Here is a 13,877-nt window from a genome sequence, read left to right on the forward strand (position 1 = left end):
GCCGCGGTCACTCGCGCCCCCAAGCCCTGAGCGCGCGGGCCGCGGTCACTCGCACCCCCAAGCCCTGAGCGCGCGAGCCGTGGTCACCCGCACCCGCAAGCGTGGACGGCGCACTGTCCTTCCGCTTCCGACCCCCGTGCGCGGGACGTTTGCCGGGCGCTGCGACAGGGGTCGGTACAGTCGTGGGCATGAGTTCGACGCCGCCGTTGTCCACCTTGTGCGGGAAACCGGTGGCAACGGACCGGGCGCTGGTGATGGCGATCGTCAATCGCACCCCCGACTCGTTCTACGACCGCGGCGCCACCTTCTCCGACGAGGCCGCGATGGCGGCGGTGGCCCGGGCCGTCGACGAGGGTGCGGATCTGGTCGACATCGGCGGGGTGAAGGCGGGCCCCGGCGACGAGGTGGACGCCGCGGCCGAGGCGCGGCGGGTGGTGCCGTTCGTGGCCGCCATCCGCGAGCGCTACCCGGACCTGCTGATCAGCATCGACACCTGGCGCGCCGAGGTGGCGCGGGCGGCGGTGGGCGCGGGCGCCGACCTCATCAACGACACCTGGGCGGGCGCCGACCCGGATCTGGTCGGCGTGGCCGCGGAACTGGACGCCGGAATCGTGTGCAGCCACACCGGCGGGGCGCGACCGCGCACCCGCCCGCACCGGGTGCGCTACGCCGACGTGGTGGCGGAGGTGACCGACACGCTCGTGCGGTCCGCCGAGAACGCCGCGGCGGCGGGGGTCGACCCGCGCTCGATTCTGATCGATCCGACCCATGATTTCGGCAAGAACACTTACCACGGGCTCGCACTGTTGCGGGCATCGGACGTTCTTGTAAACACCGGGTGGCCGGTCTTGATGGCGCTGAGCAACAAGGATTTCATCGGGGAGACTCTTGGTGTCGGCCTTTCCGAGCGATTGGAGGGCACATTGGCAGCAACCGCATGGGCGGCGGCGGCCGGCGCCCGGGTCTTTCGAGTCCACGAGGTCGCCGCAACCCGGCGGGTGGTGGACATGATCGCGGCAATCCAGGGCATCCGGCCCCCGGCACGAACTCTGCGAGGTCTGGTATGACAACCAACCCCGAACTGGTCATCCAATCCGACAACACAACGGACTGGGCGCTCACCAACACGTGGGACAGCCCGGAGTGGACGGTCGACGAACTGGTCGCCGCCAAACAGGGCCGCACCGTCTCGGTGGTACTGCCCGCACTGAACGAGGAGCGGACCGTCGCCGAGGTGGTCGCCAGCATCCGGCCGCTGCTCGGCACGCTGGTCGACGAGCTGGTGGTGCTCGACTCCGGGTCCACCGACGCCACCGCCGAGCGGGCCCGCGCCGCGGGCGCGCAGGTGGTCTCGCGGGAACAGGCCGTCCCGGAACTGGATCCGGTGCCGGGCAAGGGCGAGGTGCTGTGGCGCTCGCTGGCCGCCACCACCGGCGACCTGATCGCCTTCGTCGACTCCGATCTCATCGATCCCGATCCCGCCTTCGTGCCCCGCCTGCTGGGCCCGCTGCTGATGGTCGACGGCATGCACCTGGTGAAGGCCTACTACCGCCGTCCGCTGCGGCAGGGCGATTCGGTCGACCACAACGGCGGCGGCCGGGTGACCGAGCTGGTGGCCCGTCCGCTGCTGTCGGCGCTGCGGCCCGATCTCGCGCAGGTGTTGCAGCCCTTGGGCGGCGAGTACGCGGGCACCCGCGAACTGCTCACCGCCGTCCCGTTCGCCCCCGGCTACGGCGTCGAAATCGGTTTGCTGCTCGACACTTACGACCTGCTGGGCCTGTCCGCCATTGGCCAGGTGAACCTGGGCGTGCGCACCCACCGCAACCGCCCGCTGTCGGACCTGGGCGTGATGAGCCGCCAGATCCTGGGAACGGTGCTGGGCCGCAGCGGAATTCGCGACTCCGGCGCCGCGCTCACCCAATTCCCGCTCGTCGGCGGCGAATTCACGGCGCTGTCCACGGAAGTGTCGCTGGACGACCGTCCCCCGATGAACACCCTGCGCCCGGCGGAGGTGGCGGCCTGAGGGTCGCGGCGCACTACCTGACGGAAGGTAGTGCGCCGCTTCACCTTTCGTGCCGGTAGATCGGCGTGAGCAGGTCGGCCTCCAGCGGCTCGCCGGTGTTGCGGTCGTAGCGGACGCCGACCACGGCCGAGAACGGGTGCAGGCCGGCGCGCTCGTGCAGGGTGGCCAGGCGGGTGGCGAGCAGGCGGATGGCGCCCAGCGAGCCGGGCGGATGCAGCCCGTCGACCACCAGCACCGTGCCGCGGCCGTCGGGGCGGGGCAGGCGGGCCAGATACGCGATGTCGTAGGGTTCGGTGCCGCCCGGCCGGTAGACCCGGCGGGCGGCGCGGTCCTCGATCCCGCGGCGCACCCGCCCGGCCCGCGCCACCGTGCGCCGCAGCCGCGGATCGGCGGCGGCGAGATAGCGCAGGCTCGGCGACAGCTCCGGACCGCCCAGCACGATCAGCCCGTCGCGGTCCAGATCCAGCGGACGGCCCGGCAGGAACCGCTCGACGTTCGCGGCGAATCCCAACTCGCGCAACAGTTCCACCAGCCGGTGCGGCGCCGCGGCGTCGGGCGCGCCCACCAGCGGCGCGGTCCGCGTCGTGCTGCGCACGTCCGGGGTGAGGATGGTCAGCGGCCCGTGCCCGAAGAACAGCCCCTCCGGAACCGGACCCTGCGTACTGACCTGATGGATGCGCGCGCGTGAAAGCCCCGCCGCGGCACCGATTCTGGCGAAGGTCCACCCTTCGGCATGCAATTCGCGGATCACGGCTCGCCGGATCCGGGTGAGCTCGTTGATGGTCTGTTGGGCCTGGGCGACCCCATCGGTGGCAGCCTTGAGGCGCTCGACCTTGTCCTCGATCGCGAACACCCGTGCCACCTCATCGGCCGACATGTGCGCAGTCTAGATAGCTCGACAGCGGTATGCGTCTAGGCCGGTTGACGAAAACGCTCCGGCCTGCGGTGGAATTACGGACAAAAGTTCCGATCGGCAGTACCTGACGATCGGAATAGTCCGTGGTCACCGACGAATTCCGGGATTTTCGTCAGGTGGCATCGAAATCGATCGGCGGCTTCTCGTTGCGCGCCAGCGGTTTCGGCGGGGCCGGCGGCGAATACGGTTCGGGCGGCGAATAGTCCGAGCCATTGGCAATACTGGTCGGTTTGTCGAAGTTTCCGGTGAACAGTGAATCATCGCCGTTCAACAGGTGTTTCGTCACCGCCGCCCGGGGCGTCATGCCGCGGAACTGCTCCAGCGGCCGGCGCAGTTCGTTGAGTTCCTGCAGCGGCTTGCGGAGCTCGTCGAACTCCGGTCCCAGCTCGCTGCGCAGCTGCCCGGTTGCGCCACTGGCGTAATCGCGCACCTGCCGCAGGCTCTGCGCGGTCCAGCGGATCGCACCCGGCAGCCGCTCCGGCCCGAGGATCACCAAAGCGGCGACCACCAGGATCACCATCTCGGGCCAGCCGATATTGAACATAGGACCAGGCTACTAAGGTTGCTTGGGAGCGTTCTCGTCGGATTCCAGCGTCACCGGAACATCGACCTGGCGGCCGTCGCGGATGACCTGGAAGGTGACCGTCTCGCCGATCTGCCGGGACTGCACGGCCACGGTGAGTTCGGCCGGCTCGGTCACCTCGCGGCCCGCGACCCGCACGATCACGTCGCCCTCGACGATGCCGGCCTTGGCCGCGGGGCTGCCGCCCGTCACGTCGGCGACCGCGGCGCCGCTCATCGCGTCGTTCTCCACCGTCTTGGTCTTGGCGCTGACGCCCAGCCACGGGTGGGCCACCTTGCCGTCGCGGATCAGCGTCTGCGCGACGCGCTGCACGAGATCCACCGGAATCGCGAAGCCCAGGCCGACCGACCCGCCGCTCTCGCTGCGGATGGCGGTGTTGATGCCGATCAGCCGGCCCTCGCTGTCGACCAGCGCGCCGCCGGAGTTGCCGTGGTTGATCGCGGCGTCGGTCTGCACGGCGTCGAACGCGCCCGCGGTGTCGTCGCCGGGCTCGGTGGGCTCGGCCATCGGCCGGTTCAGGGCACTGACGATGCCGGAGGTGACGGTCTTGGTCAGGCCCAGCGGCGAGCCGATCGCGAGCACGTCGTCACCCACCTGGACATCGCCGGACTTGCCCAGCCGGGCCACGGTCAGGTTCTTGACGTCGACCTTGAGCACCGCGAGATCGGTCTTCGGGTCGCGGCCGACGATCCGGGCCGGGGCCTTGGTGCCGTCGGAGAAGGTGACCTGGATCTTGCCGCGCCCGGACTTGTCCAGACCGACCATCGAGACCACGTGATTGTTGGTGACGATGTAGCCGGAGCCGTCGATGACCACGCCCGAGCCGAGCGCGCCGTTGTCGCCCACGGTCTCCCGGATCTGGACCACCGCCGGCAGCACCGCGTCGGCCACCTTGGCGACCTGGCCGTGCGGCTTGTCCGAGGCGCTCTCCTGCTGCAAGGTGACCTTGCGCGAGGTGAGCGCCGCGGTGGAGTCGCCGGCGAACCGGCCCACCAGCCCGCCGACCAGCCCGATCGCCAGCGCGACGACCGCCAGGATCGCCAGCGCCGCAGGCGCGACCTTCTTCCCGAACAGCACCTCGCGAGCGCTGAGCTGGGTGGCCGGCGGCAGCGGCGCGGCGCGCGGAGTGTCGATGGCGGGCGCGCCCAGTCGGGCGGCGGCTTCCGGATCGCGCCACGGATCGGCCGGTCCGGCCACCGGGCCGCGATCCTCGACCGCGTCGGGATCGCGCTGGAGCAGTTCGGCGGAGCCCGCGGGGCGGCCGAACGCCTCGGCCAGCACCGCGTCGGGCGGGCGGTTCACCAGTTCCGGGCCGTCGTGCCGGGGCGCGCCGGGCGCGGTGGGCGGTTGCGCGGAGAACGATCCGGATTGACCCGCGGGACGCCGGAACGCGCGCGCGGTGTGCTTATCGATGTCGGGCCGGAAGACCGGCCGCGGTCCCAGCACGGGCGCGTCCGGCGGCCTCAGGTTCCCCCGTTCGGCCGCCGAATCCGACACAGCGTCTCTCGCCGACGCGCCGGGCTGTTCGGGCTGTGATCCGGTGTTCGTCGATTCGGTGGTCACTCGTCGAACTCTACTTGCGCCACCATCCGGTCCACCGCCTGCTCTCCGAAGAGAACTCACGATCGGTGGAGACGAAACGGAACGAATCCGCCCGCAGCCCTAGAAAACTCGCACCGCGGGTCATGTCGTCCATGCGGTCGGCGAGATTCGCCAAGGGAATTCGGCTCAGGGTGTCGTGCAGATTTCCCGGCGCGGCGATCTGCCGCTGCGCCGCCTGACGCAGCGCGATGCGCGCCTGTTGCTGGGCATCCACCTCGGCCGCGCACTCGCCGCACTTGGCGAGATGTTCGGCGGCGCGCAGGTAGGCGTTCATGCGTAGCTCGCCGTCGACATAGGCGGCGATGGCCTCGCTCGCCAGGTGCTCGGTGGGAGCGAAGCGGTGCGGACGTCCGGATCGGGCGGGTTCACCCCGGCCCGTCGCCGCGCCGGAGTCGCGGCCTGTCGCGGCGTCCTCGCCACTCATACGTGCTCACCCTTCCGACGAACTACCCGACTTTCTCGTCAGCGGCGAACCGCTGTCGAGATCCATTATGCGCAAGGTACTCCCGCAGTGCCTGGCGTCCACGGTGGATCCGGCTGCGCACGGTGCCCAGTTTCACGCCGAGCGTCGCGCCGATCTCCTCGTAGGACAGGCCCTCGATATCGCACAGCACCACGGCCGCGCGGAACTCCGGAGCCAGCGAGTCCAGCGCGGACTGCAAATCCGGGTCGAGGTTGGCGTCGTGGTACACCTGCTCGGGATCGGGGCCCTCGGAGGGCACCCGGTCGTAGTCGTCGGGCAGCGCCTCCATCCGGATCCGGTTGCGGCGGCGCACCATGTCCAGGAAGAGGTTGGTCGTGATGCGGTGCAGCCAGCCCTCGAAGGTGCCGGGCTGGTAGTTCGACAGCGAGCGGAAGACCCGGATGAAGGTCTCCTGGGTCAGGTCCTCGGCGTCCTGCGGGTCGCCGGTCAGGCGGTAGGCCAGCCGGTACACCCGGTCGGCGTGCTCGCGGACCAGTTCGTCCCAGGACGGCATCATCGTCCGGTCACCGGTGGCGTCGAAGGCCGCGGTGCCGGTCAGCGGGTCGTCGGCCTCGGCGTCCGGCTCGGACAGCGCGGCGGTTTCGGCGACGAGGGCGTCGGACATCGCGGGGTTGCCGCTGTCCGCCGCGGGCAGTGGGTATTCAGCCGAGCCGCCGGTGTTCGGCAGGCTCGACTCGGGCAGAGTGGCGTACTCACGCGCCGCATCGACCATGTGGATAGGGTTACCTCCTACTCGGGACCGGGCCGGCGCCTCGGCGGGCGGTGGCCCACCCGTCACGTACCGGGTACAACCGAAGGCATGCGCCCGGTTGTTCCCGGGGCCGTCCGGCGGTCGGTCGGCCTTTGCGTTGTCCTTACTCTGTCGGTTCCCGATGTGCCGCTGGTGTGGGGATGCTGAGGGACACCTGAGAAAAATTGTCGCGCGGTGGCGCGGGAACGTCACCCGCGCGCCTCGTCGATCGCGACGTCGGGCGGGTTTCGCCGTTAGCCTCATACGCGTGAGCCTCATACCTGCGGCAGCGACCGCGCAGCGCAACCTCGCCTACGTGGAGGAATCCGTCGCCGAGGACGAGATCCTGCTGGCCGCGCGCGAGCGGGCCACCGAGCTGGGCGCCCTGCCGGTGCCGCCCTCGGTCGGCGCGCTGCTGAGTATGTACGCCCAGATGCTGGCCGCGCGCGCGGTGGTCGAGGTCGGCACCGGCGCCGGGATCAGCGGGCTGTGGCTGCTCGACGGCATGCGCGAGGACGGCACGCTCACCACCATCGACTCCGAGCCCGAGCACCAGCGGGCCGCGCGCGACGCCTTCCGCACCGCCGACATCCCGCCGGCCCGCACCCGGCTGATCAACGGCCGCGCCCTGGACGTGCTGCCGCGCCTCGCCGACGGCGCCTACGACCTGGTGTTCATCGACGCCGCGCCGCTCGAGCACCCGCAGTACGTCGAGCAGGGCGTGCGGTTACTGCGCGAGGGCGGGGCGATCCTGCTGCACAACGCGCTGCTCGGCGGTCGCGTGCCCGACACCACCCAGCGCGACCCCGCGACGCAGGCGGTGCGCGCGGCCACCCGTGCCGTCGCCGAGGATCCCGAGCTGACCAGCGTCCTGATCCCGGTCGGCGACGGCCTGCTCTGCGCCTCGCGCGGCTAGCCTCCGCTCGGCTCGATCCGCCCGGTCGTCGACCGTTTCCGGCGCCCCGACCTGCGCCGACGACACACCGAAAAACATTGTCCGGCAGCCCCTTGCGTGCGGATTGAACGAGTGTTTAGTATATTGAACATGTGTTTAAGGGAGCAGCCGTACCGGAAGGATCCGCCGCGGATCTGAGCACTCGCGCCCGCATCCGGGATGCCGCCATCGCCGTCTTCGGCGAGGAGGGATTCGGGGTCGGAGTTCGAGCGATCGCCAAGGCCGCGGGAGTGTCACCCGGGCTCGTCAATCACCATTTCGGTTCCAAGGACGGGCTGCGGGAAGCGTGCGACGAACATGTCCGCTCGATCATCCGGGCGGCGAAGACGGAGTACGTGCAGCACCCCACGCCGAACGCGACGCTGCAGGCGCTCGCCGAGATCGAGGAGTACGCACCGCACATCGCCTATCTGATGCGGAGCTTCCAGGCCGGCGGGCCGCTCATGGTCACCATGTTCGAGCAGATGATCTCCGACGTCGAGGCGTATCTCGTCGTCGGGATCGAAGCCGGAACATTGCGCAAGCCACTGGATTTGAAGGCGACCGCCCGCTTCCTGGCCACCCAGAACGGCGGCGGGTTCTTCTTCTTCCTCCAGCTGTACGCCGCGCGCCACAGTGGCACGCTCGACTACCGAAAAGCACTGCGCGAGTACGCCGACCAGATGATGCTGCCGGCGGTCGAAGTCAATACACACGGTCTTTTCACCGATTCGACGCTGCTGGACACCCTGCTCGCCGATCGGTAACCCACTCGTCTCTCGAGGAGATTCGATGTCATCGGCAATCGTCGTCCGGGATCTGCACAAGCATTTCGGACAGGTACACGCACTGGACGGACTCGACCTGGAGGTCGCCGAGGGCGAGGTGCACGGCTTCCTCGGCCCCAACGGCGCCGGGAAGTCCACCACCATTCGCATCCTGCTGGGCATTCTGACCCGCACCTCCGGCGAGGTCCGCGTCCTGGACCGCGACCCGTGGGTCGACGCGGTCGGCCTGCATCACGAAATCGCCTATGTGCCAGGCGATGTCACGCTCTGGCCGTCGTTGTCCGGCGGCGAGACCATCGACCTGCTGGCGCGGATGCGCGGCGGCCTGGACCCGGACCGGCGCGCGGAGCTGATCGAGCGGTTCGAACTGGATCCGCGCAAGAAGGCCCGCACCTACTCGAAGGGCAACCGGCAGAAGGTCGCGCTGGTGTCCGCGTTCTCCTCGAACGCGAACCTGCTCATGCTCGACGAGCCCACCTCGGGCCTGGATCCGTTGATGGAGCAGGTGTTCCGGGAATGTGTGCGCGAGGCGACCGAGCGCGGGGTGACCGTGCTGCTGTCCAGCCACATCCTGTCCGAGGTGGAGACGCTCTGCGAGCGGGTCACCATCATCCGCTCCGGGCGGACCGTGGAGAGCGGCACGCTCAGCGACCTGCGGCACCTCAGCCGCACCTCGATCACCGCCGAAATGCTCGGCGACCCGGGCGATCTCGGCCGCATCCCGGGCGTCGAGGACATCAGCGTCGAGGAGCACACGCTGCGCTGCCAGGTCGACAGCGAACACCTGGGCGAGCTGATCCGGGTGCTCGGCGACGCCGGCGTGCGCAGCCTGGTCAGCCAGCCGCCGACGCTGGAAGAGCTGTTCCTGCGCCACTATTCGCTCGCCGGCGACGACCCGGCCGCCGCCGGCTCGTCCGCCCGCGGCTACGCGGAGGCGACGAAATGACCACCGCCACCGCCACCCGACCGCACTACGGATTCGCCGAATCCGACCGCGGCGCTTCGGATTTCACCGGGACACTGCAACTGCTGCGGCTGTATCTGCGGCGCGACCGGATCGTGCTGCCGCTGTGGGTGCTGCTGCTGTCGCTGCCGCTGGGCAGTACCTACATCAAGAGCACCGAATCGGTGTACTCCACGCCCGAGCAGCTGGCGAGTTTCGCGCGCACGATTCTGTCCAGCCCGGCGCAGCTGGCCATGTACGGCCCGGTCTACGACACCACCTCCGCGGCGGCCGTCGGGTTGTGGAAGGCCGGAATGTTCTTCACGCTCATCGGGATCGCGACGATCCTGACGGTCATCCGGCACACCCGCGCCGAGGAGGAGACCGGCCGCGGTGAGCTGCTGGCCTCGACCCAGGTCGGGCGCTACGCCGGGCTGACCGCCGCGCTGCTGCTCACCTCCGGCGGGTCGGTCGTCGCGGGACTGCTGGCGACGGCGAGCATCATGGGCGCCGGTGTCGCCGGCGCCGACGCGCTGGCCTTCGGGCTCGCGCTGGCCGGGTCGGGGCTCGTGTTCGCCGCCGTCGCCGCGGTCACCGCGCAGCTGAGCGCCAACGCCCGCACCACCCGCGGTCTCGCCTTCGTGGTGCTGGCGGTGACCTACACGCTGCGCGCCATCGGTGACGCCCGCGCCGGAGACGGGCCCACCAACCCGCTGGTCTGGCTGTCGCCGCAGGGCTGGTCGATCCAGGTGCGGGCATTGGCGGGCAACCACTTCCCGATCCTGCTGCTGCACGTGGCGGCCGCGGCCGTGCTGATCGGGGCGGCCTACGCGCTGCTGCGGCGGCGCGACCTGGGAGCCGGGCTGATCGCCGAACGGCTCGGCGCGCCCGCCGCCGGGCCCGCGCTGGCCGGACCGTTCGGGCTGGCGTGGCGGTTGCAGCGCGGCACGCTGGTGGCGTGGACCGTCGGGCTGGCGCTCTACGGTCTGGTGATCGGCAGCGTGGTGCACGGCATCGGCGACGAACTGGGCACCAGCGACGCGGTGAACGACATCATCGGGCGGCTGGGCGGCAGCGGCGCGCTGGAGGACGCGTTCCTGACGACCGCCTACACCATGCTCGGCATGGCGGCCTCCGCCTACGCGATCTCGGCGGCGCTGCGCCTGCACACCGAGGAGGCCGCCCAGCACACGGAGACGGTGCTCACCGGCGCCGTCGCCCGAACCCGCTGGGCCGCATCGCATCTGGTGTACGCGCTGCTCGGACCGGTGGTGGTGCTGCTGGTCTCGGGCGTGGTCGGCGGCCTCACCTACGGCGCCGCCGCCGGTGACGTCGGCGCGAAGCTGCCGCGCGTGCTCGGCGTCGCGCTGGTGCAGCTGCCGGCGGTGTGGGTGTTCGTGGGCGCCGCGGTGGTGCTGTTCGGGCTGCTGCCGCGCTGGGCGCCGGTGGCGTGGGGCGTGTTCACCGCCGGAGTGGCGCTGTTCTTCCTCGGCTCCATCTCCGGTATGCCGCAATGGGTTCTGGACCTGACGCCCTACAGTCACCTGCCCAAGCTGCCGGGCGGTTCCTTCGAGGCGGCTCCCGTGCTGATCCTGCTGGTCCTCGCGGCCGTCCTGCTGGCGGTGGGACTGCTCGGCTTCCGCTCGCGCGACCTGCGCTGAGACGCTGTCCCCGAACGCCTCTCGGTGCGCCGAGGGGCGTTCGGTGATTGACGGGCGGCCGGCCGGGCATATCGGGGAAGAAGGCGTTCCGGAGGCCGCGCTCGGTTACCCTGGCGCGCAGCCGGTTACGCGCACGGCGGGAGGTGACGCGCGATGGTCGAGGAATTCGCGCATCTGGTGGAGCACTATCTGCCGCACGGCTGGGTGTTCCCGGCCGCCCTGATCTTCGGGCTGGTGGTGGTCGTCGCGGTCGTGGTGCTGCTGATCGTCAGCGACAGCGACTTCGACGATCAGCACTCGCCGCCCACGACGACGCACGGCACGTGCGCCCCCTTCTGCACTGCGACCGGGGTTCCCGCCCAACCACATTGACCCGTCGCCCGCCGACCCTCGCCCGCACGACTCGGGGTGCACGCCGGCGGCGATCGCCGATATGATTGAGGGAGCAAGTGTTTCGCAACCGGGGAGGCGTGGGTGGTTTTCCAACGCGCAGTGCTCATCGAGGTCGCGCCGCGCAGCTGGCTGGTGCTGGCCGTGGTGATGCTCGGCTTCCTGGTTTTCGTGGCCCTGCTCGTGCTGTTGCTGGTCACCGGCAGCGACTACAACGATCCGGCCAAACAGCCGCCGATCACGCACGGCCCCTGCGATCCCTTCTGCACGGCCACGCCCGCGGCGGTGCCGGCCCGCTGAGTTCGGGCTAGACCCACACGCCCTTGCCGACGGTCACCACGCCGCCGTTGCTGACCGCGAACCGTTCGCGATCGCGGTCCATGTCGACGCCGATGATCTCGCCTTCGCCGACCATCACGTTCTTGTCCAGAATCGCGCGGCGCACCACCGCGCCCCGCCCGACCCGCACGCCGGGCATCAGCACGCTGCCCTCCACGGTGGCGCCGTCCTCGACGAACACGTTGGACGACAACACCGAATTGCGCACCGTCGCCGCCGACAGGATGCTCCCGGCACCGACGATCGACTCCTGCGCCAGCCCGCCCTGCGCGAACTTGGCCGGCGGCAGGTTCTCCGCCGCGCCCCGAATCGGCCAGTGCCGGTTGTAGAGATTGAAGATCGGGTGCACCGACACCAGGTCCATGTGCGCGTCGTAGAACGCGTCGATGGTGCCGACGTCGCGCCAGTAGCCGCGGTCGCGGTCGGTGGAGCCGGGCACGTCGTTGCGCGCGAAGTCGTACACGCCCGCCTCGCCCGCGGCGACCAACGACGGGATGATGTCGCCGCCCATGTCGTGGTCGGAGTCGGCGTTGTCGGAGTCGGCGCGGATCGCGTCGACGAGCACCTTGGTGCTGAACACGTAGTTGCCCATCGACGCGAAGGTCACGTTCGGGTCGTCGGGGGTGCCCGGCGGATGCACCGGCTTCTCCAGGAACTGGGTGATCCGGCCGGACTCGTCGGAGTCGATACAGCCGAACGCCCCGGCCTCGCTGCGCGGCACCCGGATGCCGGCCACCGTCACGCCCGCGCCGGTGTCGATGTGGTGGGCCACCATCTGCTCGGGATCCATCCGGTACACGTGGTCGGCGCCGAACACCACGATGTAGTCCGGGTCCTCGTCGTAGATCAGGTTCAGCGACTGCATGATCGCGTCCGCGCTGCCGGTGTACCAGCGCGGGCCCAGGCGCTGCTGGGCCGGCACCGGGGTGATGTACTCACCGCCGAAACCCGATAATCGCCAGGTCTGCGAGATGTGCCGGTCCAGCGAGTGCGACTTGTACTGGGTGAGTACGCACAGCCGCAGGAATCCGGCGTTGACCAGGTTGGACAGGACGAAGTCGATGAGCCGGTAGGCGCCCCCGAACGGGACCGCGGGCTTGGCGCGGTCCTTGGTGAGGGGGAAGAGTCGCTTGCCCTCACCACCGGCTAGCACGATCCCGAGTACGTGCGGCTGGCTCCTCACAAGGCCAACTTACCGCCGCCGCGTCGGAGGAGTGGTGAGCACGAAGGTGAACGATTAGGTTGGACCGGTGAGTTTCGGCGCGGAGGACGGGTGCGAGCCGACCGAATCGCGGGAGCGAGGCCGGCTTCAGGTCGCGATGCTGACTCGGGAGTATCCGCCGGAGGTGTACGGCGGAGCGGGGGTGCATGTCACCCATCTGGTGCCGCGACTACGCCGGCTGGCCGAGGTGACCGTGCACTGCATGGGTGTGTCGCGCGCGGATGCCGTGGTGCATCAGCCCGACCCCATGCTGTACGCGGCCAACTCGGCGTTGCAGATGATGTCGGCGCAGCTGCGGATGGCCGACGCCGTCGGCGGCGTGGACGTGGTGCACTCGCACACCTGGTACACCGGCCTGGCCGGGCACCTGGCCGCCACGCTGTACGGGATCCCGCACGTGCTCACCGCGCACTCGCTCGAGCCGCGCCGGCCGTGGAAGGCCGAGCAGCTGGGCGGTGGTTACCGGCTGTCGTCGTGGTCGGAGCGCAACGCGATGGAGTACGCCGACGCGGTCATCGCGGTCAGCGAGGGCATGCGCCGCGACGTCCTCGACGCCTACCCGACCATCGACCCCGACCGGGTGCACGTGGTGCACAACGGCATCGACGCGCAGGCCTGGTGCCCCGGTGGGCCCATCGACGGCGCCCGCGACGTGCTGGCCGAACTCGGGGTGCGCACCGACGCGCCGATCGCCGCGTTCGTCGGCCGCATCACCCGGCAGAAGGGCGTGGCGCATCTGCTGGCCGCCGCTCGCGACTTCGATCCCGACATCCAGCTGGTGCTGTGCGCGGGCGCGCCCGACACCCCGCAGCTGGAGGCCGAGGTGTCGGCGGCGGTCGCCGAGCTGGCGCGCCGCCGCGGCGGCGTGTTCTGGGTGCGGGAGATGCTGCCCACCGAGCAGGTGCGCCAGATCCTCGCCGCCGCAACGGTTTTCGTCTGCCCGTCGGTGTACGAGCCGCTGGGCATCGTGAACCTCGAGGCGATGGCCTGCGGCACGGCGGTGGTGGCCTCGGACGTCGGCGGGATCCCGGAGGTCGTCGCCGACGGCAGCACCGGCCGCCTGGTCCACTTCGACGGCGAGAACCCGGGCGAGTTCGAATCCGCGCTGGCGCGATCGGTCAACGCGATCGCCGGCGACCGGCACTACGCCGACTCCCTGGGCGCCGCCGGCCGGGCCCGCGCCATCGCCGAATTCGACTGGGCCCAGGTCGCCGAGCGGACCGTCCGGCTCTACGACCGCATCCGCAAGGGCTGACGGCCGG

The 13,877-nt window shown here is 70.4% G+C and carries 15 protein-coding genes; 9 read left to right on the top strand and 6 right to left on the bottom strand.

Going from position 1 to position 13,877, the window contains the following annotated elements; translation table 11 throughout:
* The first annotated feature begins 188 nt into the window (after positions 1-188).
* Positions 189-1,067, top strand: a complete 879-nt coding sequence (folP, locus tag IU476_RS23720; protein WP_195103551.1) for a dihydropteroate synthase — start codon at positions 189-191, stop codon at positions 1,065-1,067.
* On the top strand, positions 1,064-2,023 hold the full coding sequence (locus IU476_RS23725; RefSeq protein WP_195103554.1) for a glucosyl-3-phosphoglycerate synthase: 960 nt from the start codon (positions 1,064-1,066) through the stop codon (positions 2,021-2,023). Before folP ends, IU476_RS23725 begins: the two co-directional genes overlap by 4 nt.
* Before the next feature lie 40 nt (positions 2,024-2,063).
* Here the strand turns inward: IU476_RS23725 and IU476_RS23730 are convergent, their stop codons facing one another.
* The 5 genes from IU476_RS23730 to sigE form a co-directional block, all read right to left on the bottom strand.
* Entirely contained in the window at positions 2,064-2,900 is an 837-nt protein-coding gene (locus tag IU476_RS23730) for a hypothetical protein (RefSeq protein WP_195103555.1), read from the bottom strand.
* A 151-nt stretch (positions 2,901-3,051) separates the two neighbouring features.
* Entirely contained in the window at positions 3,052-3,483 is a 432-nt protein-coding gene (gene tatB, locus IU476_RS23735; RefSeq protein WP_195103558.1) for a Sec-independent protein translocase protein TatB, read from the bottom strand.
* Between the two features lie 12 nt (positions 3,484-3,495).
* Complete coding sequence (locus IU476_RS23740; RefSeq protein WP_195103561.1) at positions 3,496-5,085, bottom strand: S1C family serine protease; 1,590 nt, start codon at positions 5,083-5,085, stop codon at positions 3,496-3,498.
* Positions 5,086-5,095: 10 nt separating this feature from the next.
* Positions 5,096-5,548: a hypothetical protein gene (locus tag IU476_RS23745; protein ID WP_228824201.1), complete on the bottom strand. Its 453-nt coding sequence runs from the start codon at positions 5,546-5,548 to the stop codon at positions 5,096-5,098.
* Between the two features lie 22 nt (positions 5,549-5,570).
* Positions 5,571-6,212, bottom strand: coding sequence for an RNA polymerase sigma factor SigE (gene sigE, locus IU476_RS23750; protein ID WP_228824239.1), 642 nt, complete (start codon positions 6,210-6,212; stop codon positions 5,571-5,573).
* A gap of 403 nt (positions 6,213-6,615) precedes the next feature.
* Here sigE and IU476_RS23755 point away from each other — a divergent pair, with 403 nt between their 5' ends.
* The 6 genes from IU476_RS23755 (at position 6,616) to IU476_RS23780 (ending at position 11,354) form a co-directional block, all read left to right on the top strand.
* Complete coding sequence (locus IU476_RS23755) at positions 6,616-7,254, top strand: O-methyltransferase (RefSeq protein ID WP_324194271.1); 639 nt, start codon at positions 6,616-6,618, stop codon at positions 7,252-7,254.
* 131 nt (positions 7,255-7,385) lie between these two features.
* Positions 7,386-8,039, top strand: a complete 654-nt coding sequence (locus tag IU476_RS23760; RefSeq protein ID WP_195103572.1) for a TetR/AcrR family transcriptional regulator — start codon at positions 7,386-7,388, stop codon at positions 8,037-8,039.
* 25 nt (positions 8,040-8,064) lie between these two features.
* On the top strand, positions 8,065-9,006 hold the full coding sequence (locus IU476_RS23765) for an ABC transporter ATP-binding protein (protein WP_195103573.1): 942 nt from the start codon (positions 8,065-8,067) through the stop codon (positions 9,004-9,006).
* Positions 9,003-10,664: an ABC transporter permease gene (locus IU476_RS23770; protein WP_195103574.1), complete on the top strand. Its 1,662-nt coding sequence runs from the start codon at positions 9,003-9,005 to the stop codon at positions 10,662-10,664. The genes IU476_RS23765 and IU476_RS23770 overlap by 4 nt, the downstream gene beginning before the upstream one ends.
* A gap of 153 nt (positions 10,665-10,817) precedes the next feature.
* Entirely contained in the window at positions 10,818-11,036 is a 219-nt protein-coding gene (locus IU476_RS23775; RefSeq protein ID WP_195103575.1) for a hypothetical protein, read from the top strand.
* A gap of 102 nt (positions 11,037-11,138) precedes the next feature.
* The gene (locus IU476_RS23780) at positions 11,139-11,354 is read left to right on the top strand and encodes a hypothetical protein (protein ID WP_195103576.1); all 216 of its coding nucleotides are present in this window, start codon (positions 11,139-11,141) and stop codon (positions 11,352-11,354) included.
* Positions 11,355-11,361: 7 nt separating this feature from the next.
* On the opposite strand, the gene glgC is transcribed toward IU476_RS23780, so the two are convergent.
* Positions 11,362-12,576, bottom strand: a complete 1,215-nt coding sequence (gene glgC, locus IU476_RS23785) for a glucose-1-phosphate adenylyltransferase (RefSeq protein WP_195103577.1) — start codon at positions 12,574-12,576, stop codon at positions 11,362-11,364.
* 136 nt (positions 12,577-12,712) lie between these two features.
* On the opposite strand from glgC, the gene glgA reads away from it, so the two are divergent.
* Complete coding sequence (gene glgA / locus IU476_RS23790) at positions 12,713-13,870, top strand: glycogen synthase (protein WP_195103962.1); 1,158 nt, start codon at positions 12,713-12,715, stop codon at positions 13,868-13,870.
* The last annotated feature ends 7 nt before the right edge of the window (positions 13,871-13,877 follow it).

Source organism: Nocardia blacklockiae, from assembly GCF_015477355.1.
GTDB classification, from domain to species: Bacteria; Actinomycetota; Actinomycetes; order Mycobacteriales; family Mycobacteriaceae; genus Nocardia; species Nocardia blacklockiae.